The sequence below is a fragment of the Sphaerisporangium dianthi genome (assembly GCF_042654065.1).
Classification (GTDB): Bacteria; Actinomycetota; Actinomycetes; order Streptosporangiales; family Streptosporangiaceae; genus Sphaerisporangium; species Sphaerisporangium dianthi.
Genome location: NZ_JBHSFP010000016.1, coordinates 115,636 through 140,161, shown reverse-complemented (window position 1 = coordinate 140,161; position 24,526 = coordinate 115,636). Strand labels below are relative to the sequence as shown.

General features: G+C 72.0%; 24 protein-coding genes and 2 pseudogenes. 20 read left to right on the top strand and 6 right to left on the bottom strand.

Annotation, left to right across the window (positions count from 1 at the left end):
• Position 1: 1 nt before the first annotated feature.
• Both ACFO60_RS22885 and ACFO60_RS22880 read right to left on the bottom strand, forming a co-directional pair.
• The gene (locus ACFO60_RS22885) at positions 2-433 is read right to left on the bottom strand and encodes a DUF3515 family protein (RefSeq protein WP_380843261.1); all 432 of its coding nucleotides are present in this window, start codon (positions 431-433) and stop codon (positions 2-4) included.
• Between the two features lie 25 nt (positions 434-458).
• On the bottom strand, positions 459-692 hold the full coding sequence (locus ACFO60_RS22880) for an Lrp/AsnC family transcriptional regulator (RefSeq protein WP_380843259.1): 234 nt from the start codon (positions 690-692) through the stop codon (positions 459-461).
• Between the two features lie 72 nt (positions 693-764).
• Here ACFO60_RS22880 and ACFO60_RS22875 point away from each other — a divergent pair, with 72 nt between their 5' ends.
• The 3 genes from ACFO60_RS22875 (at position 765) to thiD (ending at position 4,213) form a co-directional block, all read left to right on the top strand.
• The gene (locus tag ACFO60_RS22875) at positions 765-1,733 is read left to right on the top strand and encodes a thiamine-phosphate kinase (protein WP_380843257.1); all 969 of its coding nucleotides are present in this window, start codon (positions 765-767) and stop codon (positions 1,731-1,733) included.
• Positions 1,734-1,808: 75 nt separating this feature from the next.
• Entirely contained in the window at positions 1,809-3,389 is a 1,581-nt protein-coding gene (locus ACFO60_RS22870) for a hypothetical protein (RefSeq protein WP_380843255.1), read from the top strand.
• A 38-nt stretch (positions 3,390-3,427) separates the two neighbouring features.
• Positions 3,428-4,213 (top strand): bifunctional hydroxymethylpyrimidine kinase/phosphomethylpyrimidine kinase, encoded by a 786-nt coding sequence (gene thiD / locus ACFO60_RS22865; RefSeq protein WP_380843253.1) that lies wholly within the window; start codon positions 3,428-3,430, stop codon positions 4,211-4,213.
• A gap of 191 nt (positions 4,214-4,404) precedes the next feature.
• Here the strand turns inward: thiD and rpmB are convergent, their stop codons facing one another.
• On the bottom strand, positions 4,405-4,590 hold the full coding sequence (gene rpmB / locus ACFO60_RS22860) for a 50S ribosomal protein L28 (protein ID WP_380843355.1): 186 nt from the start codon (positions 4,588-4,590) through the stop codon (positions 4,405-4,407).
• 252 nt (positions 4,591-4,842) lie between these two features.
• Here rpmB and ACFO60_RS22855 point away from each other — a divergent pair, with 252 nt between their 5' ends.
• The 11 genes from ACFO60_RS22855 (at position 4,843) to smc (ending at position 17,765) form a co-directional block, all read left to right on the top strand.
• On the top strand, positions 4,843-6,474 hold the full coding sequence (locus ACFO60_RS22855) for a DAK2 domain-containing protein (RefSeq protein ID WP_380843251.1): 1,632 nt from the start codon (positions 4,843-4,845) through the stop codon (positions 6,472-6,474).
• Positions 6,475-6,538: 64 nt separating this feature from the next.
• Positions 6,539-8,764, top strand: coding sequence for an ATP-dependent DNA helicase RecG (recG, locus tag ACFO60_RS22850; RefSeq protein WP_380843249.1), 2,226 nt, complete (start codon positions 6,539-6,541; stop codon positions 8,762-8,764).
• A gap of 601 nt (positions 8,765-9,365) precedes the next feature.
• Positions 9,366-9,935 (top strand): 16S rRNA (guanine(966)-N(2))-methyltransferase RsmD, encoded by a 570-nt coding sequence (rsmD, locus tag ACFO60_RS22845; RefSeq protein ID WP_380843247.1) that lies wholly within the window; start codon positions 9,366-9,368, stop codon positions 9,933-9,935.
• A gap of 15 nt (positions 9,936-9,950) precedes the next feature.
• Positions 9,951-10,427, top strand: coding sequence for a pantetheine-phosphate adenylyltransferase (gene coaD, locus ACFO60_RS22840; protein WP_380843245.1), 477 nt, complete (start codon positions 9,951-9,953; stop codon positions 10,425-10,427).
• 48 nt (positions 10,428-10,475) lie between these two features.
• Positions 10,476-11,048: a YceD family protein gene (locus ACFO60_RS22835; RefSeq protein WP_380843243.1), complete on the top strand. Its 573-nt coding sequence runs from the start codon at positions 10,476-10,478 to the stop codon at positions 11,046-11,048.
• Position 11,049: 1 nt separating this feature from the next.
• Positions 11,050-11,229 carry a 50S ribosomal protein L32 gene (gene rpmF, locus ACFO60_RS22830; protein WP_380843241.1) on the top strand — a complete coding sequence of 60 codons (180 nt, stop codon included), beginning with the start codon at positions 11,050-11,052 and terminating at the stop codon, positions 11,227-11,229.
• A gap of 233 nt (positions 11,230-11,462) precedes the next feature.
• On the top strand, positions 11,463-12,200 hold the full coding sequence (gene rnc, locus ACFO60_RS22825; RefSeq protein ID WP_380843239.1) for a ribonuclease III: 738 nt from the start codon (positions 11,463-11,465) through the stop codon (positions 12,198-12,200).
• A gap of 3 nt (positions 12,201-12,203) precedes the next feature.
• On the top strand, positions 12,204-13,142 hold the full coding sequence (gene mutM / locus ACFO60_RS22820; protein WP_380843237.1) for a bifunctional DNA-formamidopyrimidine glycosylase/DNA-(apurinic or apyrimidinic site) lyase: 939 nt from the start codon (positions 12,204-12,206) through the stop codon (positions 13,140-13,142).
• Positions 13,139-13,438 carry an acylphosphatase gene (locus ACFO60_RS22815; RefSeq protein ID WP_380843235.1) on the top strand — a complete coding sequence of 100 codons (300 nt, stop codon included), beginning with the start codon at positions 13,139-13,141 and terminating at the stop codon, positions 13,436-13,438. Before mutM ends, ACFO60_RS22815 begins: the two co-directional genes overlap by 4 nt.
• Before the next feature lie 189 nt (positions 13,439-13,627).
• A complete protein-coding gene (locus tag ACFO60_RS22810) occupies positions 13,628-13,822 on the top strand; it encodes a hypothetical protein (RefSeq protein WP_248958190.1) in 195 nt (64 codons plus the stop codon).
• Between the two features lie 262 nt (positions 13,823-14,084).
• Positions 14,085-17,765, top strand: coding sequence for a chromosome segregation protein SMC (smc, locus tag ACFO60_RS22805; RefSeq protein ID WP_380843233.1), 3,681 nt, complete (start codon positions 14,085-14,087; stop codon positions 17,763-17,765).
• 178 nt (positions 17,766-17,943) lie between these two features.
• On the opposite strand, the gene ACFO60_RS22800 is transcribed toward smc, so the two are convergent.
• Positions 17,944-18,654 (bottom strand): alpha/beta fold hydrolase, encoded by a 711-nt coding sequence (locus ACFO60_RS22800; RefSeq protein WP_380843231.1) that lies wholly within the window; start codon positions 18,652-18,654, stop codon positions 17,944-17,946.
• 169 nt (positions 18,655-18,823) lie between these two features.
• On the opposite strand from ACFO60_RS22800, the gene ACFO60_RS22795 reads away from it, so the two are divergent.
• The 6 genes and pseudogenes from ACFO60_RS22795 to ACFO60_RS22770 all read left to right on the top strand — a co-directional run.
• Positions 18,824-19,516 carry a TetR/AcrR family transcriptional regulator gene (locus ACFO60_RS22795; RefSeq protein ID WP_380843229.1) on the top strand — a complete coding sequence of 231 codons (693 nt, stop codon included), beginning with the start codon at positions 18,824-18,826 and terminating at the stop codon, positions 19,514-19,516.
• 127 nt (positions 19,517-19,643) lie between these two features.
• On the top strand, positions 19,644-20,597 hold the full coding sequence (locus ACFO60_RS22790; RefSeq protein WP_380843227.1) for a Gfo/Idh/MocA family protein: 954 nt from the start codon (positions 19,644-19,646) through the stop codon (positions 20,595-20,597).
• Between the two features lie 194 nt (positions 20,598-20,791).
• Positions 20,792-21,970, top strand: a complete 1,179-nt coding sequence (gene ftsY / locus ACFO60_RS22785; RefSeq protein ID WP_380843225.1) for a signal recognition particle-docking protein FtsY — start codon at positions 20,792-20,794, stop codon at positions 21,968-21,970.
• A 151-nt stretch (positions 21,971-22,121) separates the two neighbouring features.
• On the top strand, positions 22,122-22,388 hold the full coding sequence (locus ACFO60_RS22780) for a nucleotidyltransferase domain-containing protein (protein WP_380843223.1): 267 nt from the start codon (positions 22,122-22,124) through the stop codon (positions 22,386-22,388).
• Between the two features lie 179 nt (positions 22,389-22,567).
• Positions 22,568-23,077: a calcium-binding protein gene (locus ACFO60_RS22775; RefSeq protein ID WP_380843221.1), complete on the top strand. Its 510-nt coding sequence runs from the start codon at positions 22,568-22,570 to the stop codon at positions 23,075-23,077.
• Positions 23,078-23,103: 26 nt separating this feature from the next.
• A pseudogene (locus ACFO60_RS22770) lies at positions 23,104-23,271 on the top strand (aldehyde dehydrogenase family protein); the annotation flags it as partial.
• A 33-nt stretch (positions 23,272-23,304) separates the two neighbouring features.
• Here the strand turns inward: ACFO60_RS22770 and ACFO60_RS22765 are convergent.
• Positions 23,305-23,412 (bottom strand): annotated as a pseudogene (locus ACFO60_RS22765) (peptide-methionine (S)-S-oxide reductase MsrA); the annotation flags it as partial.
• 369 nt (positions 23,413-23,781) lie between these two features.
• Positions 23,782-24,252 carry a hypothetical protein gene (locus tag ACFO60_RS22760; RefSeq protein ID WP_380843219.1) on the bottom strand — a complete coding sequence of 157 codons (471 nt, stop codon included), beginning with the start codon at positions 24,250-24,252 and terminating at the stop codon, positions 23,782-23,784.
• Positions 24,253-24,526 lie beyond the last annotated feature (274 nt).

Genomic DNA, 24,526 nt, shown 5'->3' with positions numbered 1-24,526 from the left:
GTCAGCCGCCGGGGAAGGCGGTCTTGATGGGGGCCGCCAGGTCGACGAGGACGGCCGCGGCCTGGTGCCTGGGAGAGATCGTCACCTCGACGTAGTCGCGGTGGACGAGGGCCGTGAACAGCGACGGCCTGGTGGGGTCCGCGAACCACGGAACGCCGTTGATCTCGGGCACCTGCTGCGTCGGGTCCAGCGCGGCGGGCCGGGGTACGCCGCACCGGAGCGCGATCTCGCCTGAGCCCCACACCGCCACGTACGGCGATGAAGGCTCGGACGGGACGCGCTCCGCGCCGTCCAGCGTGCGGGGGAGCCGGTCGTTGAGGGCCGCGCACGCCGCCGCCGTCGCCCCCTGGGGGGCGGGCGGCTCAACCCTCACCGCCGCGCCGCACCCGGCCAGCAGGGACAACGCGGCCATGGCGACGACGCCCCGCACCATGGCTCCCCCCGGAAGACCTCGACGCTCAGATGTGCACGATCGGACAGGTAAGGGTACGCGTGATCCCCTCGACGGCCTGAATCTGTGCGACGACCAGTTTGCCTAGCTCGTCCACGTTGTTGGCCTCGGCGCGGACGATGACGTCGTACGGGCCGGTGACGTCCTCGGCGCGTGTCACACCCTGGATGCTCGCGATCGCGCTTGCGACGTCGGCGGCCTTGCCGACTTCTGTCTGGATAAGGATGTAGGCCTGCACCATCACGTCCTCCCGCGGGGGCGAAGCTGGTTTGTTTCAGTGCCGTTACTCGATCAGTCCGAATCGCAACCGTACATGCAACGGACCTGGAGGTGTGCTATCACAGCCGCAGATCTTGGCGAATTTGGGATCATTGCCCGTATTGCCGGACGATTGCCACAATTTCCGGCGGTATTGCTCGGTCCCGGGGACGATGCCGCGGTGCTTCGTGCCCCGGACGGGCGGGTCGTCGTGACGACGGATCTCCTACTCGAGGGTAGGCACTTCCGCCGCGATTGGTCCAGTCCGTACGACATCGGGCGGAAGGCGGCGGCGCAGAACCTCGCCGACGTCGTGGCGATGGGCGCCGATCCCACCGCGCTCTTCGTCGGCCTCGGGATGCCCAAGGACACCACGACCGACTGGCTGGACGGCCTCACCGATGGCTTCGGCGACGAGTGCGCGCTGGTCGGCGCGAGCGTCGCGGGCGGCGACATCGCCAGGTCCGACCTGGTCGTGCTGGGGGTCACCGCGCTCGGAGACCTCGGCGGCCGGGCCCCGGTCACCCGGTCAGGGGCGCGTCCCGGGGACGTGGTGGCCGTGGCGGGGCGGCTCGGCCACGCGGCGGCCGGACTCGCGCTGTTCCTCGCGGGCCGTCCCGACCGCGACTTCCCCGAGCTGGCGGACGCGCACCGGCGTCCCCGGCCGCCGTACGCCTGCGGTCCGGGAGCGGCCGAACTGGGCGCCACGGCCATGGCCGACGTCAGCGACGGGCTGCTGCAGGACCTCGGCCACATCGCCGCGGCGAGCAGGGTGCGCATCGACGTGGACCCCACGGCCCTCCTGGTGCCCGGACCGCTGGCCGCCGCCGCGGCCGAGCTGGGAGAGGACCCGCTGAACTGGGTGCTGACCGGCGGCGAGGACCACGCGCTGGCCGCGGCCTTCCCCCCGGACGTCCGGCTGCCCGGTGAGTGGTGCGTGATCGGCCAGGTCGCTGAGGGTGAAGGTGTGCAGGTCAGCGGGCGGGAGCAGTCGCGGGGTGGGTGGGATCACTTCCGTGATTAACGTGAAAATTGTGACAAAGACGTGCTGAAGGTGTTATGAAGTGACGCGCCGTGGTTTCTAGGAGGAAGGCGCTTCATGGGACGGGGACGTCACACGTCATCGCGAGGCCGGGGGTCCGAGCCAGAGGGTCCGGACGAGCGCGAGCCGTCCGGCTGGCACGACGACGAGCGCGGAACCGAGGAATGGCTCAACACCGCCGAGTACGCCTGGCCCGTCCCGCGGACCCACCACGAAGCCGTGCCGCCGCCCACCACCGGCGACCCGTGGCCCGCCCAGCAGGCGGCCGGGGAGCCCCGTCTCAGCGCCTGGGACGCGGCGCCGAGCCCTGCCCTGCCCACCGCCTGGGACGTCGAGCCCGCCCCGGCCCGGCAGGCGGCCGAGGAGCCCCGTCTCAGCGCCTGGGACGCCGAGCCCGCCCCGGCCCGGCCGAGCGCGTGGGATGCGGCGCCGAGCCCTGTCTGGCCGAGCGCGTGGGGCCAGGATCCCGTCTCCGCGCGTTCCGGCGGCGCCGGGGACGACTTCCCGCACGCCTCCGCGACCGTCCCGGAGCAGGACCTTCCGCGCGCCGGGACGGGACCTGATCCTGAGCACGACTTCCGGCGCGCCGGGGCGGGTCTCGATTCCGAGCCGGACCTTCTGCGCGTGGGAGCGGGTCCCGGTTTCGAGGGGGACCTTTCGCGCGTCGGAGCGGGGCCTGACCTCGAGCCGGACCTCTTGCGCGTCGATCTGGAGCCCCAGGCGGAGCGGGACACCTCGCGCGCCGGGCATGGGGTGGGAGGGCGGCGCGGGCGAGGAGGTCACGACCGGCCGAAGACCTGGCGGGGACGCCGTCTGGCGGCGCTGTCGGCCGCGGCCGTCGTCACCGCCGTCGTGACCGCCGTCATCGGCGTCAAGCTGACGGCCGGCCAGGTGAACCTCGTCACCACACCGGACTGCCCGAAAGGTCAGGTCTGCGCGGCGATCGCCTCCGGCAAGCCGCCACAGCAGGACCTCTCGCCCGACCAGACCGGCGCCACCGACGCTCCGTCGCCGTCCGGCGAGGAGTCCGCCGCGCCGGCTTCGGCCACGCCCGGTTCCCCGGCTCGCGACTCGGCCGTCCCCACGGCGGTCCCGTCCACCGGCGCGAGCCGCCCGCCCGCGCGGCGCACGGCGGCCCCGTCCACCCGCCCGACCCCCGACCGCACGCGGACGACCCCGACCGCGCGGCCGGCCCCGCCGTCGGACGACACCGCGGACCCCACCCCCGAGCCCGAGGACACCGACACGACGACGCCCGAGACCGACCCCCTGGCCGACGAGTCCGACCCCTTGATCGCGCGCGGACGGGTGGCCGTGGACTTCGGAGTGTCGGAGGAGACCTCCGCCGGGTACACCGGCCGGCTGACGATCACCAACACGGGGTCCGCGCTGGACGGGTGGAGCGTCCGGGTGCCGGTCGGCGGCCAGGTCACCGGGGCGGACGGGGCCGACTGGACGCAGGAGGGCGACGTCCTGGTGCTCTCCTCCACCGGCACGCTGGGCGAGGACGAGCAGGTCGTGGTCTCCTTCACCGCCGACGGCGGCTCGGCCGTCCCCGACACCTGCGAGCTGGCCGGAGGCACCTGCCGCCTCCAGGCCGCCGGCGACCTCACCTCCCAGGTGGAACCCGGGCGGTGAGGTGACCGGGCGGCGCGGGCGTTTGGTTTGATGGACGCGTGACTCCTCCCCGTGTGCTGACCATCGCCGGTTCCGACTCGGGCGGAGGCGCGGGCATCCAGGCCGATCTGAAGACCATGCTGGCGCTCGGCGTCCACGGCATGAGCGTGATCGCCGCGGTCACCGCGCAGAACTCCCTCGGCGTCCAGGGCTACTGGGAGCTGCCGCCCGAGGCGGTGCGCGCGCAGCTCGACTCGGTGCTCGGCGACATCGGCGCCCAGGCGATCAAAACCGGCATGCTCGCCTCGCCGCCGCTGGTCGAGGTGGTCGCCGAGGTGCTCGCCGGCGTGGACGTCCCGGTGATCGTGGATCCGGTGGGCGTGTCCAAGCACGGTGACCCGCTCCTCGCGCCCGAGGCCGTCCACACGATGATCTCCCGGCTGCTGCCGGTGGCGACCGTGGTGACGCCGAACCTGTGGGAGGTGGAGCAGCTCACCTCGGTCAAGGTCGAGGACGAGGACGGCCTGCGGCCGGCCGCCGAGGCCGTGCTGGCCCTCGGTCCCGCGTGGGCGCTGATCAAGGGAGGTCATCTCCCGGGCCGCCCGGTCGACCTGCTCACCGACGGCGTCAGCGAGTACCGCTTCTCCGCCGAACGGCACGACAACCGCCACACCCACGGCACCGGATGCACGCTGGCGTCCGCCATCGCCTCCCACCTGGCGCTGGGAGAGGACGTCCCCGGCGCGGTGGCCAGGGCCAAGGAGTACGTCACGGGCGCGATCGCGCACGGCTTCCCTCTCGGCGCGGGCATCGGCCCCGTGGACCACGCCTGGCGCCTGCGCTGAGACCGCGGACCACGCCCGGCGCCGGCGCTGAGACTGTGGCCTACGCCTGGCGCCGGTGCCGAGGGGCGGACGGCCCGCACGGCGCTGAGAGGGACGTCCCGCACGGCGCTGAGAGGCGGACGGCCCGCACGGCCGGGAACGGCGAACGGCCCGCCACCCTCGTGGGTGGCGGGCCGTTCGGAAGCCGAAAACTAGCGGGTGACCTTGCCCGCCTTGATGCAGGAGGTGCACACGTTCATCCGCTTCGGCGTGCTGCCCACCATGGCGCGCACGCGCTGGATGTTGGGGTTCCAGCGGCGGCGGGTGCGGCGGTGCGAGTGCGAGATGTTGTTGCCGAAAGTCGGCCCCTTACCGCAAACGTCGCAGACGGAAGCCACGGTCATCGCTCCTTAGATCAGTCAATACGCCCGAAACCGAGGTAGAAGCGGCGGTCGGGCATGCCGGGACAACCGGCTGGCCACACGAGAGTATCCGATGTCGCCCGGTGCTCGCCAAACGGAGGGTGGTCGAACGGGGATAATCTCGTATCACCAACCGTAGCGCATCAGCGGAGCCGGCGCGGTCCCGCGCGCGAACCACCCGTGCGACCTGCCGTGCGGGGAGACTCGCCGCGCAGGAGGGAGCCCCCCATGCCTTCGCAGCCCGCCGACGCCGGGGAAGCGCTGCAGACCCTCGACGCTCTCGCGGTCCGCCGCTGGTCACGGCTGTGCGCCGACGCGCTCGGCGGGGTGCGCGCCGAGATCGACGCGCTGAACGTCTTCCCCGTCCCCGACGGGGACACCGGGACGAATCTGCATCTGACGATGCTGTCCGCGGCCGAGGCGGTCGACGGACTCCCGCACGACGCGGACGCCGAGGCCACGTGGGGCACCCTGGCCCACGGGGCGCTGATCGGCGCCCGGGGCAACTCCGGAGTGATCGTCAGCCAGGCGCTGCGCGGCATGGCCGAGGTGCTCAAGCCCGCCAAGGGCGCCGCCCGCGACCTGCGCGAAGGGCTCGCAAGGGCGGCCGAGATGGCGCGGAGCGCGGTGGAGCGCCCGGTGGAGGGCACCGTGCTGACCGTGCTGAGCGCGGCGGCACGGGCCGTGGAGGGGGCGCCGGACGTCCCCGGCGGCCCCTGCGAGCTGGCGGAGGTCGCCAGGAACGCCGCCTCCGCCGCCCGCGCCGCCCTCGGCCGCACCACGGAGCAACTCGACGTGCTCGCACGCAACGGTGTGGTCGACGCGGGCGCGGCGGGGGTGACCGTCATCCTCGAGAGCCTGGCCGCCGTGATCACCGATTCCTACGTCGGCCGGTACGAGGTGCCCGCGCCGGCCGCACGGTTCGTCCCGCTCGTGCCAGAAGACCACGGACACGCGGGCGATTTCGGCTACGAGGTGATGTACCTGCTGGAAGCGGACGAGAGGGCGGTCGCCGGGCTGCGCGAGGAGCTCGATCGCCTCGGCGACTCGCTGGTGGTCGTCGGCGGCGACGGGTTGTGGAACGTGCACGTCCACGTGGACGACGCCGGGGCGGCCGTCGAGGCCGGGATGCGGGCCGGGCGGCCGTACCGCGTCAAGATCGTCTATCTGGAGGCGGCGGCGCGCGGGCCTCGCCGCGGGCAGGGGCGCGGCGTGGTGGCCGTCGCGGCGGGCGACGGCATCGCCCGCCTGTTCGCGCAGGCCGGAGCCGTCGTGGTGCCTCGTGCACCCGGTTCGACCCCCACCCTCGGGGCCGTGCTGGACGCGATCAGGCAGGCCGGCGCCGAGGTCGCGGTGCTGCCCAACGACGCGGGGGTGAACGCGGTGGCCGTGGGCGCCGCGGCGATCGCCCGCGAGGAGGGCGTGGTCGTCAGCGTGCTGCCCACCAAGGCGACCGTCCAAGGGCTGGCGGCGCTGGCCGTCCACGACCCACTGCGGCGGTTCGACGACGACGTGGTGGCGATGACCGACAGCGCGGGCCACGCCCGCCACGGGCACATCTGGGTGGCCGACAGGGAGGCCATGACCAGCGCAGGCCTGTGCCGCCCGGGGGACGTGCTCGGCGTGATCGACGGCGACGTCGCCCTGATCGGCTCGGGCGTCGAGGCCATGGCCGTCAGGACCACCTCCCGCATGCTGTCGGTGGGCACCGAGCTGGTGACCCTCATCCTGGGCGCGGACGGCGGCGAGCCGCCCGCGCGGGCCGTCCAGGAGCACCTGGCCTCGGCGCGGCCCGACGTGGAGGTGGTCGTCTATGAGGGAGGCCAGGGCGGCTACCCGCTGCTCATCGGCGTCGAGTAGCCCGGCGCGGAGGCATGCGGCGGCTTGTGGTTCTTGTCGGCGAGGAGCGGTACAACTGGTCAACGTGACGCGATTCGACGAGCCGCTCAACAAGGCGCTGGACCCCAAGACGGCCAAGCCGCTCGAGAGCTCGCTCAACATCACCACGGTCGGCGAGCTGCTACGCCACTACCCGCGGCGGTACGCCGAGCGGGGCGAGCTCACGGCGCTCGACGCCCTCGAGGTCGACGAGCACGTCACGGTGGTCGGCGAGGTGTCGCGCCTCATGCGCAAGCCCATGCGCAACCGCTCGGGCACCTGGCTCGAGGTCGAGGTCGTCGACGGGCGGCGCAACAAGATCTATCTGTCCTTCTTCGGCAAGGTCTCCCACGTGGTCGAGACCCGGCTCAAGCCCGGCACGCGGGCCATGTTCTCCGGCAAGGTCGGGCGCTTCGGGCAGGGCGAACGGGCCAAGTGGCAGCTCAACCACCCCGAGTTCGAGCCGTTCGAGGAGGTCGAGTCCTCGGCGTCCTCGGCGGCCGAGTTCGCCGCCGCCCCGGTGCCGATCTACCCGGCGGCGGCCGGCATCAGCTCCTGGGTGATCCGCAGGGCCATCGGCGTCGTGCTCGACACCCTCGGCCCGATCCCCGACCCGCTGCCCGGCGACCTGCGCGCCCGCCACAGGCTGCCCGGCCTGGCCGAGGCGCTGGAGGCCGTCCACCGGCCGCGTGACCAGGGCGACATCGCCCGCGCCCGCAAGAGGCTCAAGTTCGACGAGGCGTTCATGCTGCAGGCCGTGCTGGCCCAGCGGCGCCAGGCCGCCGCCGCGTGGCCCGCCGTCCCGCGCCCCCGTAAGGGCGACGGGCTGCTCGCCGACTTCGACGGGCGCCTGCCCTTCCAGCTCACCGAGGGCCAGGTCGAGGTCGGCGAAGAGATCGCGGCCGAGCTGGCGCTGGACCACCCGATGCACCGCCTGCTCCAGGGCGAGGTGGGGGCGGGCAAGACCGTGGTGGCGCTGCGCGCGATGCTCCAGGTGGTCGACGCAGGGGGGCAGGCGGCGCTGCTCGCCCCCACCGAGGTGCTGGCGCAGCAGCACCACCGGTCCATCGTCCGCATGCTCGGCGATCTCAGCACGGGCGGCATGTTCGGCGGCACGGCGGTGACGCTGCTCACCGGCTCCATGGGGGCGGCGGGGCGGCGCGCCGCGCTGCTCGACGCGGCATCCGGCGCGGCCGGCATCGTCGTCGGCACCCACGCCCTGCTCCAGGAGCACGTCCAGTTCGCCGACCTCGGCATGGTCGTGGTGGACGAACAGCATCGCTTCGGTGTGGAGCAGCGCGACGCGCTGCGCGAGAAGGCCGGCGGCGGGCGCCCGCACGTGCTGGTGATGACCGCCACGCCGATCCCGCGCACGGTGGCCATGACGGTGTTCGGCGACCTTGAGGTCTCGACCCTCAGCCAGCTTCCCGCCGGCCGGGCCCCGATCAGCACCCACGTGGTGCCGGTGGCGGACAAACCGCACTTCCTCGACCGCACCTGGGTGCGCATCCAGGAGGAGATCGGCCTCGGCCGCCAGGCGTACATCGTGTGCCCCCGCATCGGCGACCTGGAAGGCGACGAGGGCGACCTCGGTGACCTGTCAGACCCCGGCGACCTCTCCGAGCCGGGCGAGGCGGGCGAGGGGGCCGGTGAGCGCCGCCCGCCGCTGGCCGTCCTGGAGGTCGCCCCCATGCTCGCCGGCGGGCCGCTGGCCGGCCTGCGCGTCGAGGTGCTGCACGGGCGGCTGCCCCCGGAGGAGAAGGACGCCGTGATGCGGGCCTTCACCCGCGGCGAGGTCGACGTGCTGGTGGCCACCACGGTGATCGAGGTCGGCGTCGACGTCCCCAACGCGTCGGTCATGGTGATCATGGACGCCGACCGTTTCGGCGTGTCCCAGCTCCACCAGCTCCGCGGGAGGGTGGGCCGAGGCGGCCTTCCCGGCCTGTGCCTGCTGGTCACCGACTTCCCCGCGGGCACCCCGGCCCGCGAGCGGCTCGACGCGGTCGCCGCCACGCTCGACGGGTTCGAACTGTCCCGGGTCGACCTCGAACAGCGGCGCGAGGGCGACGTGCTCGGCGCCGCGCAGTCCGGCCGCAGGTCCTCGCTGAAGATGCTGCGGCTGCTCCGCGACGAGGACGTCATCAAGGACGCCCGCGAAGAGGCCGGCCTCCTGCTGTCGGCCGATCCCGACCTGGCGGACCACCCGGCGCTCCGCGCCGAGATCGACCGCCTCCTGGGCGACGACCGCGCCGACTTCCTGGAAAAGGCCTGACCGTGTTGCCGGCCTCGCTGCGCTCGGCGGGCTCATGGCGCGGCGATGTCCTAAGGAGGCAGGAGGGTGGCTCGGGGGGCGGCGGTGTCGTGAGGAGGAGTGAGCGAGTGCGAGGGACGAGCGCTCGTGAACGACGACGAACGGCGCCGCCTCAAGGGCGCCCCGAGCCCGCCGAGCGGAGCGAGGCCAAGCCGGCACTGCTCGGGGCGCGGCGGTGTCGTGAGGAGGAGTGAGCGAGTGCGGGGGACGAGCGCTCGTGAACGACGACGAAGGGCGCCGCCTCAAGGGCGCCCCGGGCCCGCCGAGCGGAGCGAGGCAAAGCAAGCACAGCAAAATGACCCAGGGCCCAGCCTTGGGACGGCCTCCCCCCGAATGCCGTCCCCGGCTGGGCCCACCCTCGGGTCAGGTGCCGAGGGCACCGGCGCGCGGAAGGGCTCACGATCACGCCGGTCGGCCTTCCCCTGGGTCACCATGAAGGCCGCAGAACTCATCATGTGGGCTGGAGGGCTCCTAAGGAACGACCCTTGCGCATTCGTCGACGACACTTGGCCACTCTTGACCTGGGTGTCCCGGCCGTCGCGGCGGCGGCGAGAATGGGCGGGTGAGCCGAGTCATCGCAGGAACCGCCGGCGGGCGCCGCATCGCCGTCCCCCCGGGGCGCGGCACCCGGCCGACGAGCGACCGTGCCAGGGAAGGGCTGTTCTCCACCGTCGGGTCCCTTCTCGGCCCGCTGGACGACGCCAGAGTGCTCGACCTGTACGCCGGTTCCGGCGCGGTGGGCCTGGAAGCCCTCTCGCGGGGTGCCGCCCATGCGCTGCTGGTGGAGTCCGACGCCAAGGCCCTGCGCACGATCAGGGCGAACGTCGCGGCGCTCGGCCTGCCCGGGGCCGTCGTGACCGGCGACAGGGTCGAGCGGGTGGTCGCGGGCCCGTGCGCGGAGCCGTACGACTTCGTGTTCGCCGACCCTCCGTACGCCGTGAAGGACGAGGCGGTCCGCGAGGTGCTCGAACGGCTGCGCGACAACGGCTGGCTGGTTCCCGACGCCCTGGTGGCGGTGGAGCGCGAGTCGCGGGGGAAAGACCTTGTCTGGCCCTCCGGATTCGCCGAGGAGAGGGTCCGTCGCTATGGCGAAGCGTCCGTTTGGTACGGTCGCGCCGCCGGGAACCAGTGAAACTGGGGGTACGCCTTGCGTCGCGTCGTCTGTCCGGGGTCGTTCGATCCCGTCACCAACGGCCATCTCGACATCATCGGCCGGACGTCCCGGCTGTATGACGAGGTCGTCGTCGCCGTGCTCATCAACGTCGAGAAGAAGAGCCTGTTCACCGTGGACGAGCGCATCGAGACGCTCGAGGAGGTGACCCGCGAGTACGGCAACGTGCGGGTCGAGAAGTTCTACGGGCTGCTGGTCGACTTCTGCAAGCAGCAGGGCATCCCGACGATCGTCAAGGGCCTGCGCGCGGTCAGCGACTTCGATTATGAGCTGCAGATGGCCCAGCTCAACTATCGCATGTCGGGTGTCGAGACGCTGTTCATGTCGACCAACCCCGAGTACTCCTTCCTGTCGTCGAGCAGGCTCAAGGAGATCGCCCGGTACGGTGGCGACGTCTCGGGGCTGGTGCCCGATCTGGTGCACCGGATGCTGGTCGAACGGCTCCGCGGCTGAGGGCTGGTATTCTTTCTCATCGGCCTTGTACGACGGCGGTGATTCGCCATGCCTCAAGAGAGCAGGAAGACTCTGCGTAGCCTCGACCCCCGGGCCCCCTGGGTCATCTCGACCCATGATCTGGGACGGCGGCCGGGTTCAATGCGTGAGATCTCCCGTGCCCTCCCGGCTCCGGTGAATCTCTCCGTCGGCATGATCGGCGTCCCCGAGGACGCCGAGATCGAGCTGGACATCCGGCTCGAGGCAGTGATGGAAGGCGTGCTCGTCACGGGCACGGCGCGGGCTCCGCTCACGGGCGAGTGCTCGCGGTGCCTGGATCCATTGACCTCGATGATCGAGGTCGGGTTCCAGGAGCTCTTCTTCTACTCGGCGGATGACGCCGCCGAGGACGACTCACTCCTCGACGGTGAACTCCTCGATCTCGAGCCGACGTTCCGCGACGCGGTGGTGCTCGCACTGCCGTTGAGCCCGGTCTGCGGTGAAGACTGCCCCGGGCTCTGCGTGGAGTGTGGGACCAAACTGGCGGAAGCCGGCCCGGACCACCGGCACGAGAGCATCGACGCCCGCTGGGCGGCGTTGCAAGGTCTGAACATCGAGAACAACAAGACCCAGGAGGGTTGACGTGGCCGTCCCCAAGCGGAAGATGTCGCGGAGCAACACCCGCTCCCGCCGCGCGCAGTGGAAGACCGCCGCGCCGGCGCTCGTGAACTGCAACCAGTGCCGGTCGCCGAAGCTGCCGCACGTGGCATGCCCGACCTGCGGCACCTACAACCGCCGACAGGTCATCGAGCCGTCGGCCTGATTCACGCCTGCGGTGGCCGGTGAGCCGGCCGGATGCCCCGCATCCGGCCGGGACGACCGTCCACCGTCATAAGGCGTGCGGTGGCGGTTCGCCCGCGGCCGTGGTGGGCGCCGGGGCCGCCGCAATCTCCCGGCGTCCACCACGTTTTCGGGCTCCCGCGTTCCATCCGCCATCGCGACCATGGTCGTGACGTGCTGCGTGACGGCCGGATACAAACCGTCCGAGGAGGAGACGTGGCCGCAGGTGGGAAGCCGATACCCGTTGGGGTCGCAAGGGACGAGCTTGAACGGGTTCTCGACGTCAAGCTGGACGAACTGCTTCTTGAGCGGGCGCTGACGCACCGCTCGTACGCGTATGAGAACGGTGGCCTGCCCACCAACGAGCGCCTGGAGTTCCTCGGCGACTCGGTGCTGGGCCTGGTGGTCACCGACACCCTGTTCCGGGGGCATCCCGACCTTCCCGAGGGCCAGCTGGCCAAGCTGCGGGCGGCCGTGGTCAACATGCGCGCCCTCGCCGACGTCGCCCGCGCTCTCGATCTCGGCCGGTTCACCCGGCTCGGCAGGGGCGAAGAGGGCACCGGCGGGCGCGACAAGTCCTCGATCCTCGCCGACACCCTTGAGGCGCTCATCGGCGCCGTCTATGTCGACAAGGGGCTCGACGAGGCCTTCCGCGTGGTCCACCTGCTGTTCGACCCGCTGATCAAGCGTTCCGCCTCGCTCGGGGCGGGCCTCGACTGGAAGACCTCGCTGCAGGAGCTGACCGCCTCCGAGATGCTCGGCGTGCCCGAGTACCACGTGGACGAGAGCGGCCCTGACCACGCCAAGTCGTTCACCGCGATCGTCAAGGTCGGCGGGCAGGAGTACGGCTCGGGCGCGGGGCGCAGCAAGAAGGAGGCCGAGCAGCAGGCCGCCGAGGCCGCCTGGAACGCGATCCGGGCTCGCGGCGAGGCGCAGGACAAGAAGGCCAGCTGATCCATGCCCGAGCTGCCCGAGGTCGAGGTCGTCCGGCGAGGGCTGTCGCGCTGGGTCGCCGGGCGCACGGTCGCCTTCGCCGAGGTCCTGCATCCTCGCGCGATCCGCAGGCACGTCCCGGGGGCCGCCGAGTTCGCGGGACGGCTGGCGGGCCGCACGCTGGTCTCGGCCGAGCGGCGCGGCAAATACCTCTGGCTGCCCCTCGCCGAATCCCTGAACGGCTCTGAGGGCCCGGCGGGCGGCATCCCGGCAGACGCGCGGGAGGCGCCGCCGGCCGGTGAGGAGCACGGCGCGGCCGAGGCGCTGCTCGCGCATCTGGGCATGAGCGGCCAGTTGCTGGTGGTCGAGCCGGGCTCGACGCTGGAGAAGCACCTGAGGGTGCGCCTGGGCTTCGACGACGGCGGCCCCGAGCTGCGGTTCGTCGACCAGCGCACCTTCGGTCACCTGCTGGTGTCCCGGCTGCTGCCGCTGGAGCGTCCCGTCCCCGAGCCGATCGCGCACATCGCGGCCGACCCGCTGGAGGAGGCGTTCGACGACGAGGCGTTCGCGGCGCGGCTCGGCGTCAGGCAGACCGAGGTCAAGCGGGCGCTGCTCGACCAGTCCCTGATCAGCGGCGTGGGCAACATCTACGCCGACGAGGCGCTGTGGCGTGCCCGGTTGCACGGCGGCACGCCGACCCGGGCGTTGAGCAGGCGCAAGATCGACGAGCTGCTGGCGGCGGTGCGCGAGGTGATGGCCGAGGCGCTCGGCCAGGGCGGCACCAGCTTCGACAGCCTGTACGTCAACGTCAACGGCGAGAGCGGCTACTTCGACCGGTCGCTCAACGTGTACGGCCGGGAGGGCGAGCCGTGCGGCCGCTGCGGCGCGCCGGTCCTCCGGGAGGCTTTCATGAACAGGTCCTCCTACAGTTGCCCGCGTTGTCAACCCCGGTCGGCGACATGAGCGAGGACGCCGCGGCCGGCGCAAGTGAGATTCGTCTCAACGCCTGGGTGCGCGGCCACGTGCAGGGGGTGGGTTTCCGCTGGTGGACGCGGGCCCGGGCCCTTGAGCTCGGGCTGGTCGGGTCGGCCTCCAACCTGGACGACGGCCGGGTCGAGGTCGTCGCGGAAGGGCCCCGCGAAGCCTGCGAGAAGCTTCTTGCCCTGCTCAGGGGTGGGGGCACCCCTGGGCGGGTAGATGCCGTAGTGGAGCGTTGGTCACCGCTTCGCGGTGGTTTTGGTGGATTCGTGGAGCGGTAGGCGCTTCCCTTAAACCCCCTAAATGCGGTATATTTACATGTCGGGAGTGCCCATTGGCGCATTCGTGGGGAGCGTTCAACTTGACCGCCTCCATTGCCGGTGCGACTCTTGATAGGAAACACGCGCACCCCTCCCGCGGCAAGAAGTGCGCGAACCAGTTTGGTCACTCAGCGTGGAGGACCCTTAACCATGGCGAAGGCTCTACTCGGCCACGTCGGCGGTCTCGACCCTCGAATGGTCTCGGAAATGCGCCGTCTCCAGCAGCGAATCCGGGATCTGGAGGCAGAGCTCACAAGGCTCCAGGCCCAGAACGACGCTCTCGCGGCCCAGTCGCGTGATGAGGCGTTCTCTCGCCTGCAGGATCGCGAGCCGGCCCTCACCTGAGAGGTTCGGTACGGCAACACACCGTCAGGGACGCCCCGCAAAGGCGTCCCTTGTCATTTTCCGGGCCGTCCGCGCGGCCGCCTCTCGCTGCGCGGTGACCCTCGCCCGGCGTCGCACCCCGTGCGGCCGTTTCCGCACGCCCTGGTGTCCCCGGCATCGCCGGTGAGCACACCCGGAGCCGTCTGAGCCGATAGTGTGCCCCGGAGGGATCGCCGGCGAGCACGCGAGGCGGTGCCCGGGGCAGACGGGGAGGTCGGCGCGCGTGTACCTCAAGAACCTCACGCTGCGCGGCTTCAAGTCCTTCGCCTCCGCCACCGCCCTGAAGTTCGAGCCCGGCATCACCGCCGTGGTCGGCCCCAACGGCTCGGGCAAGTCCAACGTCGTGGACGCCCTCGCCTGGGTCATGGGCGAGCACAGCGCCAAGTCCCTGCGCGGCGGCAAGATGGAGGACGTCATCTTCGCCGGCACCTCCTCCCGGCCGCCCCTCGGGCGCGCCGAGGTGACGCTGACCATCGACAACACCGACGGCGCCCTCCCCATCGACTACACCGAGGTCACGATCAGCCGGCTGATGTTCCGGTCCGGCCAGAGCGAGTACGCCATCAACGGCGACACCTGCCGGCTGCTGGACATCCAGGAGCTGCTGTCGGACTCCGGCATCGGCCGCGAGATGCACGTCATCGTCGGCCAGGGCCAGCTCGACACCGTCCTGCACGCCGGCCCCGAGGAGCGCAGGGCCTTCATCGAAGAGGCCGCGGGCGTCCTGAAGCACCGCAAGCGCAAAGAGAAGGCGCTGCGCAAGCTCGACGCCATGCAGGCCAACCTCACCCGCGTCCAAGATCTGGCGGCCGAGCTGCGCCGCCAGCTCAAGCCGCTGGGCCGCCAGGCCGAGATCGCCCGCAAGGCCGCGGTCATCCAGGCCGATCTGCGCGACGCGCGGCTGCGCCTGCTGGCCGACGACGTCGTCCGCCTGCGCGACCACCTCGACCGCGAGGCCGCCGACGAGGCCACCGTCCGCGCCCGGCGCACCCAGGTCGAGGGCGACCTCGAACGGGGGCAGGCCCGCGAGGCCGAGCTTGAGGCCGCCGAGGGCGCCGCCCAGCCGCGCCTGGCCGCCGCGCAGGAGACCTACTACCGCCTGGCCGCGCTCAAAGAGCGCTTCCACAGCGTCGAGACCCTGGCCGCCGAGCGGCACCGCCACGCCGTCGAGGCCGCCTCCATCGAGCGCCGCGGGCGTGACCCCGAAGAGTACGAACGCGAGGCCGCCGAGGTGCGCGAGCGCGAGGAGGCGCTCAAGGTCGAGCTGGAACAGGCCGAGGAGGTCCTCGAACAGGCCGTCTGGCGCCGCACCGAGGCCGAGAGCGCTCTAGCCGTCGAAGAACGCCGCCTGGCCGCGGCGGCGCGCGAGGCCGCCGACCGGCGCGAGAGCCTGGCCAGGCTGCGCGGCGAGGTGGCCGCCGTGCGCGGCCGCGCGAGGGCCGCCGAGGAAGAGATCGGGCGCCTGACCAAGGCCCTGCTGGAGGCCCGTCACCGCAGCGAGCGGGCCCGCGAAGACCACGACGCGCAGCAGGAGGCCGAGCCGGCGTCCGATCCCGCGCTCGCCGACGAACTGGCCCGCGCCCAGCAGGGCGTCGACGAGGCCAAGGCCGCGGTCGAGGAGGCCCGGGCCGCCGTGGAGGACGCCAAGGCGGACGCCGAGGCCCCGCGGCGGGCGCTGGCCGAGGCGCGCGCGGCCGTGGGCGCGGCGCGGGCCGCCGACCAGCAGGCCCAGCGGGCCGTCGCCGCCCTGGAGGCCCGGGTGGACGCCCTGCGCATGGGCCTGGCCGAGGGCGCCGACGGCGCGGCGGCCCTGATGGCCTCCGGCCTGTCCGGGGTGCTCGGGCCGCTCGCCGCGCTGATGACCGTGCGGCCGGGCGCCGAGGTGGCCGTGGCCGCCGTGCTCGGCGCCGCCGCCGAGGCCGTGGCGGTCGAGTCGCTGTCCACCGTCGTCGACGCCGTAGAGCTGCTGCGCGCCGAAGGCGCCGGCCGGGCCGCGCTGGTCGTCGCGGCGGACGCCGCCGTGGCCAGGCCAGTGCCCGTGGACGGCGCCGAGTGGGCCTGCGATCTGGTGACCGTTTCCGACCGGTTCCGCGCCGCCGTCGAGAGCCTGCTGTCCGGCGTGGTCGTCGTCGAGGACGTGTCGGTCGCCAGGAAGGTCGTGGAGGAGCGCCCCGGCGTGCGGGCCGTCACCTGGTCGGGCGACCTGGTGGGGGCGTTCTTCGCGCAGGGCGGGTCCGGTGGCGGCGGCTCGGTGCTGCAGGTGCGCGCCGCCCTCGACCAGGCCGTCGCCGACCTCGAGCAGGCCCGGGCCACCGCCGAGAGCACCACCGAAGAACTGGAACGCGCGGGGGGCGCCGAACGCGCCGCCCAGCAGGCCGTGGAAGCCGTCCAGGCGCGGGCCGCGCAGGCGCAGACCGGGGTCAACACCGCCCAGTCCGGCGTGAACTCCGCACAGGCCGAGCTCGACCGCGTGCGGGCCAAGCAGCGCGAGGCCGATCAACGGGTCGCCCTCGCGGCCAGGCGGCTGGCCCAGCTCGACGCCGCCGCCAAGGCGGCGGGCGACGAGTGCGAGCGGCTGGCCCGCGGCGTCGCCGCCGCCGAGCAGGCGCGCGACCGCGACCTCGCCGGGGTCGTCGAGCTGGAGGAGCGCCTGGCCGAGGCCGAGTACGCCGACGAGCTGGCCGCCGAGCCGACCACCGAGACCCGCGACGAGCTGGCCGGGGCCTGCAACGTCGGCCGGCAGGCCGAGATGGAGGCGCGGCTGGCCGTCCGCACGACCGAAGAGCGCGTCCGCGGCATCGCCGGCCGCGCCGACCAGCTCGTGCAGGCCGCCGAGCGCGAACGGCGCGAACGGGCCGGAGCCGCCGCGCTGCGCGAGCGGCGCCGCGCCCAGGCCCAGGTGGCCGAGGTCGTCGTCCGCGGCGCCGGGCGCGCTCTCGGGGTGCTCGAAGTCTCGCTGGCGCTGGCCGCCGACGACCGAGAGGACGCCGAGCGGGCGCGCGGCGAGATCGACGCCGAGCTCAAGGCCGTGCGCGCGCGGGTGCGCGAGCTTGCAGCCGAGCTCGACAAGCTGGTCAACCGCGCCCACGGCAACGAGGTGGCCCGCACCGAGCAGCGGCTGCGCCTGGAGCAGATGGAGCAGCGGGCCATGGACGAGTACGGCGTCGAGATGGACGCCCTGATCTCCGAGTACGGCCCCGACCAGCCCGTTCCGGTCGCCGACGGCGAGCCTGTGCCCTATGTCCGCGACGAGCAGGAGAAGCGCGCCAGGGTCGCCGACAAGCAGATGGCGCAGCTCGGCAAGGTCAACCCGCTGGCGCTGGAGGAGTTCGCGGCGCTGGAGGAGCGGCACGCCTTCCTCAACTCCCAGCTCGAAGACCTGCGCAAGACCCGGCGCGACCTGCTCACCGTGGTCAAGGAGGTCGACGAGCGGGTGGAGCAGGTCTTCACGGCCGCCTACGAGGACGTCGCCCGCGAGTTCGAGACCATCTTCACCCGGGTCTTCCCCGGCGGCGAGGGGCGCCTGGTGCTGACCGACCCCACCGACATGCTCACCACCGGCGTCGACGTCGAGGCCAGGCCGCCGGGCAAGAAGGTCAAGCGGCTGTCCCTGCTGTCCGGCGGAGAACGCTCGCTGACCGCCGTCGCGTTCCTCATCTCGATCTTCAAGGCGCGGCCGTCGCCGTTCTACGTCATGGACGAGGTCGAGGCGGCGCTGGACGACACCAACACCCAGCGGCTGCTGACGCTGTTCGAAGAGCTGCGCCAGAGCTCCCAGCTCATCGTCATCACCCACCAGAAGCGCACCATGGAGATCGCCGACGCCCTCTACGGCGTGAGCATGCGCGGCGACGGCGTCACCCAGGTCGTCAGCCAGCGCCTCCGCGAACGCGAGTCCGCCTGACCTTCGCCGGCGGCCGGCCGTGAGTTCCGGCCCTGCCCGGTCGCGAGCCTGCCCTGCCCGGTCGCCGGCCGGGTCTTCTCGGGCGTGAGCCGCCCTCCCGGCCGGTCCGGCCGAAGCCCCGGCTGGGACGCCGGGGTCTCGGCGCCGTCGGGCCCCGGCACGGCGGCCCATCTGCGGTTCAGTCGTCGAGCAGCGCCTTCGCCACCTCGTCGGGGTGGGTCAGCAGGCTCTCGTGCGTCCCGGGCACCATCACCGGCTCCACCCCCAGGCGGGCTGCGAACTCGGTGCCCGGGCGCGGCAGCGCGTGATCCTCCTCGCTCAGTACGTACCGGGCGGGGATGCCGAGCGCGGTGACCTCGGGGATGTCCAGGGCGTCCTCCCAGTAACCGCTCGGCTGAGGCGTCAGCAACTCGGTCACCAGGCGCTGGACGTCCTCTGCGGCGCCCTGCATGAGCAACTGCCGGACGAACTCCAGGTTCATCGGGATCGACCGGGTGGGGGAGGCTTCCGCCAGTGAGCGCAGCAGCGCCACGTTCTCGGGAGGGTTCTCGCCCAGCAGAGAGACACCCGGGCGAGGCACGAACGCGCTGTAGTAGACGAGCCCGGCGACCCTGCCCGCCAGGCGATGGGCGGCCCCGGTCATCGGGTAGCCGCCCCAGCTGTGCGCGACCAGGGTCACGCCGGTGAGGTCGAGCCGCTCCACCTCGTTCACCACGTGGTCGACCGCGTCCTGCAGGCGCAGGCCCGTGGGGTCGTCGCCGTCGCCCAGGCCGGGCAGCGTGAGGGTGATCGCGCGGTGCCCGGCTGCGCGCAGCCGCTCGGCGACGGGCCGCCACGCCCACCCCCCATGCCAGGCACCGGGTATCAGGACATAGGTACGAGGCGGCATCGGCCACACCCTTCTCACAGGTCACAGCAGGTGTCAGCGTTGTCGTCCGGCTTCTTGGACAGCGTGTTGGACGAAACGTTGGACACTATGTCCAGCTCAGCCTACATTAGGGTTGGGAACCTCAGGCGACCGCCGAAGACGCACACTCGCCCCGAGCATCGGAAGACCATTGGCATCAACGACCCGGCGGCCCTCCGCCGCCGCCGTGGACCGCCGCGCCGCCGCCGAGGCGCGCACGCTCGACGTGGTCGAGAAGCTGCTGGCCGAAGGCGCGAGCTTCACCGAACTGAGCGTCGAACGCATCGCCTCGGAGGCGGGCCTGTCGCGGTCCACGTTCTACCTGTACTTCCGCGACAAGACCGAGCTGATCCTGCGGCTGGCCGCCTCCCTGAAGACGGGGACCTTCGACATCGGGACCGATTGGGACCCCTGCGGCCCCGCCGACGGCCTGGCGTGGCTCGCGGACGCCTACCTGAGCATCATCCGCCACTACCGCGGGCGTGCCGCCACGTACGCGGCGGTCCTCGAAGTGGCGGGCTACGACCGTGCGGTGAGCGAGGCGCTGGAGGCCGGCCAGCAGCGGTTCATCGACCGCGTCGCCGTCCTGCTGGCGCGGGAGCAGCGCGCGGGGCGCGCGTCCACCGGTCTCGATCCGGTGAGGGCGGCTCGCGTCATGATCTGGGGCGGAGAGAAGGTCATCGCCCAGCACGTGACCACCACCGAGGACGACGGCGAGGAGGACGCCCGCGTGGCCGGCGAACTCGCCGCCGCCCACTGGTACGGCGTCTACCGCCGCCCGCCGGAGCCCGCTGCCGGCCCTGAGGCGCAGGAGAAGATCGCCACCGATGAGCAGGCGCCGTAGAACCCCGGCTCCGCCGGCGAGACGATGCACGCCGTGTCGTCGTCTCATGGGCCGCCCGCCGGCGTAGGGTCCCGGGGCCTCGGCCGCGGGCTTGTCCCGACCGGTCGGGACGGCCAAGATTCCGATCATGGAGAAAGCGAAGATCCGTCTGGGCATCATCGGGCTGGGCGCGATGGGCGCCGAGATGCTCGACGTAGCGCGGCGGCACCCTGAGTTCGACGTCGTCCTGGCCGCCGACCCGGGCGCGCGGGCCGTCGAGCGGGCGGCCGCGGCGCACCCGGAAGTGATCTACACCGCAGAACCGGACGAACTGGTCGACCATGACGGGCTCGACGCCCTCTACGTCGCCTCGCCGCCCGCCACGCACGCGGCCTACGCCGTGCGCGCGATGAAGGCGGGCAAGGCGGTCTTCGCCGAGAAGCCGCTCGCGGTGGACCTGGCCGAAGGCGAAGAGATGGTCGCCGTGGCCGCCGAGACAGGGGTCGCCACCGGGCTGAACTTCACGATGGCCGACCGCGCCGCCGCGCTGGCGGTGGGCCGGGCGCTGCGGGACGGCGAGGCCGGGACGGTGCTCGGCGTGGAGATGCGGTTCACCTTCCCCCAGTGGCCGAGAGAGTTCCAGCAGGACGCCCACTGGGTCGCCGGTCGTGCCCAGGGCGGCTTTCTGCGGGAGGTCGGCTCGCACTTCCTCTTCCTCACCGACCGGCTCCTCGGCCCCCTCACACCTGTGCACACGCGGGCCGGCTACGGCGCGGCGGGGGAGGAGTCGGCCTTCGGCCTGTTCACCGCGGGGGACGTTCCGGTCACGATCTCGGGGCAGGTCGCCGCGGCACCGGAGACCTACGAATGGACCCTCTACGGCGCCGAGCGGTCGTACCGGATCACCGACTTCGCGGACCTGTGGCTCGGCGACGGCTCCGGCTGGACCCGTGTCGAGCCGGACGGGCCCCGCGGGGGAGAGGACACCCGGCTGAGCGAGTTCGCCAAGGCCGTCCGTGGGGAGCCCTCCAGACTCGCCGACTTCGCCGCCGGCCTGCGGGTGCAGCGCGCGGTCGAGCACTTCCACCGCCGGACACCCTGACAGCCGCCCTTCCCCGGGCTCGAAAACGCCTCCGAGCACCTCCACCCGGCAGACGTCCTGCCGGCCGGCCAGCCGTCGTCGGCCTCCTTGTGCCCGTGGCGAGAGCGCCTCTGAACGCTCATATCGGCGCAACCGGCGCGGCGCGGGCAAGCCGGGGCGTGAGCATGGCCGCTCGTCTGGAAAACTGACATCTTGTGGATGGGTACCTCGGCATCATTCTGATCGTCATCGTCGTCGCGCTGCTCGCGGCGGGCGGGATGTTCCTGCTGTTCCGCCCGAGCCAGAGGCACGCTCCGCCCGTCGCGCCGCCCGAGGCGCCGACGATCCCGGAGGAGAGCCAAGCTCCGGCCACCGGTGTCATCGAAGATGACACCCTCACGACCACCGTCCCCCCACCGGCCAAGCCGGCCGAGCCCGTCGCGCCGCCCCCGCCGGCCTTCGAGATCCCGCCCCCGTCCGCCGGCCGCATGGTGCGGCTGCGCGCCCGGCTCGCCCGCTCGCAGAGCACGCTCGGCAAGGGCCTGCTCGAGCTGCTGTCGCGCGACCGCCTGGACGACGACGTCTGGGACGAGATCGAAGACATGCTGATCACCGCCGACGTCGGCGTCAGCCCCACGCGCACGATGGTCGAAGAGCTGCGCACCAAGGTCAAGGTGCTCGGGTCGCGCAGCCACGACGAAGTACGCGGCCTGCTGCGCGAGCAGCTGCTCGCCCTGATCGGCGCCGACATGGACCGGACGCTGCACACCGCCCCGCACGGTGAGCGGCCCGCCGTCGTGCTCGTCGTCGGGGTGAACGGCACCGGCAAGACCACGACCACGGGCAAACTCGCCCGAGCGCTGATCGGCGACGGCCGCAAGGTCCTGCTGGGCGCCGCCGACACCTTCCGCGCCGCCGCCGCCGACCAGCTCCAGACCTGGGGCGAACGGGTCGGCGCCGAGGTGGTGCGCAAGGACGAGGGCGCCGACCCGGCCTCCGTCGCCTTCGACGCGGTGTCCAAGGGCATCGACGACAAGGTCGACACGGTCATCGTCGACACCGCCGGCCGCCTGCACACCAAGACCGGCCTGATGGACGAGCTGGGCAAGGTGAAGCGCGTCATCGAGAAGAAGGCCACGGTCGACGAGGTCCTCCTGGTGCTGGACGCCACCACCGGACAGAACGGCATGCGCCAGGCCCAGGTCTTCGCCGAGGCGGTCAACATCACCGGCATCGTGCTGACCAAGCTCGACGGCACGGCCAAGGGCGGCATCGTGATCTCCGTCCAGCGCGAGCTGGGCGTTCCGGTGAAGCTCGTCGGCCTCGGCGAGGGCCCCGACGACCTGGCCCCCTTCGACCCCGAGGTCTTCACCGACGCCCTCCTCGGCGACTGACTCCGGTCCCGGCGGCGCCCACCACCGCCGCCGGGCACCGACCTCTCGGGTTGGACGGACCGCACGCCCTGAAGAGGACCGCCTCCGGCGCACGCTTCTCCAAGCGCGCCCCCCTCGTGGCGTGCCATCGGTCGTGGAAGCCTGCTGTCTCATGCTTCCGGACGACGCCGCACGTGCGGTCTCCCGTTCTCTGTCGGTAGCCGACCGGCTGGTGCCCGGGCGGATCTGTGACTTCTACATGGTCGGCTCGATCGCACTGGAAGCATGGCGGCCGGGAATCAGCGATATCGACCTCGTGGCTGTGGTGGACGGTGACCTCGATGAGCGGGAGATGCGCCGGCTGGCGCTCCCGCACAAGCCCGGCAACGTGCCGGCGGCATGGCAGGCCCTCGCCTGGGGGCGTTTTGACGTCCAATGACGGTAATAAACCCGAACGCCTTCACCCGACACCCGTCATACAGGAATCGCGCCGCCTTCTTGCCGTAGGCATTTGGATCGGTACCGGGCGCGCATTTCGCCACAGACCGGAGGCAAGCGAGGCGCTTTCCTTGGTGCATCGGTCCAACGGGGGCCGGGATCACCGAGTTAAGGACTGAAATGAACATGCGTCGTCACATCGCCGCCCTCGCCCTCACCATCGCCGGTTTAGCCGGCGTGGTGACCCTGTCCGCTCCCGCCCAGGCGGCCTCGCCGATCACCGTGACCGTGAGTCTCGGCGGCCTGTCGGTCACCGGCACGAACGGATCCGACCTGATCACCCTGGCAGAGGGCGCCGGCGGCGTCATCAAGGTGACCGGGGCGGGAGTCACCTCCAGCGACACCGACTGCCAGCCCATCTCCGGCGGGGTCAGCTGCAAGAACGCCAGCACGATCATGGTCAACATGCGCCAGGGCGACGACATCGTCAACAACGACACCGTCAACCGGTTCACAGAGATCTTCGGCTCGGCCGGCAATGACACCCTCTGGGGCGGCAGCGGTCGCGACATCCTCGACGGCGGCACCGGCAACGATTTCCTGAACGGCCGTGGCGGGAACGACACGACCGACGGCGGCGCCGACACCGACACCTGCACCGGCGAGACCGAGCACAACTGCGAGTTCTGAGCGACCAGCCTCGCGGAAGGGGGCCGGTGGCGGGCTGGGCGTCCGACGGATGGGATGCCCGGCCTTCTCGCGTCCAGCCCACCGGCAGCACAGCCGTCGGGCGGTCGGTCGCGCACCTCGCGGCGCACACGCCGGAGAAGGCCAACATGGAGCTCGGCGGCGACGACGCGCTGATCGTCCGCGACGACGACGACACCGTGGAGGCCTGTGGAGGCAGGCTCGCTAGGTCATGCCTCGCCGGTCGTCACGCCGATGGGGCAGCCGACGCCGGTGCCGCCGATGCCGCAGTACTCATTGGGTACTTTGTGCAGATATTGCTGGTGGTAGCACTTGGCTTCGCGGAGCAATGGTCAGCTATTCGGTGTCTTTGGGGTGCCGAGGCGATGCATAGATTACCCAGACAGTGCGAGTGGCATCATCGATGGCATAGCGGACACGCCCGCCGCTGGTGACCTCGAATTCCCACTGTTCCAAATCCTTGCCGTTGTGACGATGAGTCGCGAGGTCGCCGCGTAGGCGATGCTGACGGTCGTGACTGGAGCGGGAACGGGGATCAACCCGCAGCACGTCGAAGCATCGGCGCGTATTGGCCAGGGCATGGCGGCACGGCTCTTCTCAGCCCCTGACCGCTTCACTGGCACCGAACCGGACATCCCACTCACCATCCGGTGGTGGCACTGTGACCCGATCTCCACGCTTCGGGCTCATGCCGAAACCTGGACCGGCCCGAAGTCACCGCTCGTGGGCTTGCGAGCCTCGGCGTAGTGTGCGGGGTCGGCCTTGATCCTGGCAGTGGCTCGCCAGCCGGCGATGACCTCCTGCGTGGTGGCATCGACCTCCAGCTCGGCCGCGTCGGAGAGCGCTTCGACCAGTTCCAGAGTGAAGGCACGCAGTTCGTCCGCAGACAGGTGGCGAACCCAAGGAAAGACCTCCGGCATGGCTATGACCAGCGCCCGCGCAGTGGAATCATGCTTGATCAAGGCAAGAAACAGCCGGGACGCGGTGGTGAGCGTCCGTTCGCGCTCCTCTTCACGGTCCGCCGCCGTCAAGTAGAAGTCCGGAGCATCGCGATGGGTGACACGCAGGCGTCCCAGGCGTGCCGCGCGCTCGGCGACCGCCCGGGGATTTCGCGACAAGTCAGAAAAGGTCACTGCGTCGGCATGACTGGCGCTCACGCCATCAGGGTACATCAGAACACGTTCTGACATGGGCGGTCAAAGGGATCCATGGCCATCGACCGAGAGCGCCGCCCATCCAGCCGCCTCAGCCAGTGGAGCTTGGCCCAGAGGGAGCGCACACCATCCGCCTCTCCGGATGCGGGACATGTGCGGCATGATCTTGTTCGCCCATCCGGAGGCACCCCTTCAGATGGGTCACCTAGTTTGACGTTGGTGCCGCCGATGCCGCAGTAGCCGCGGTGAGGGGGCGGCAGCTGCGTATGCTGCAGCT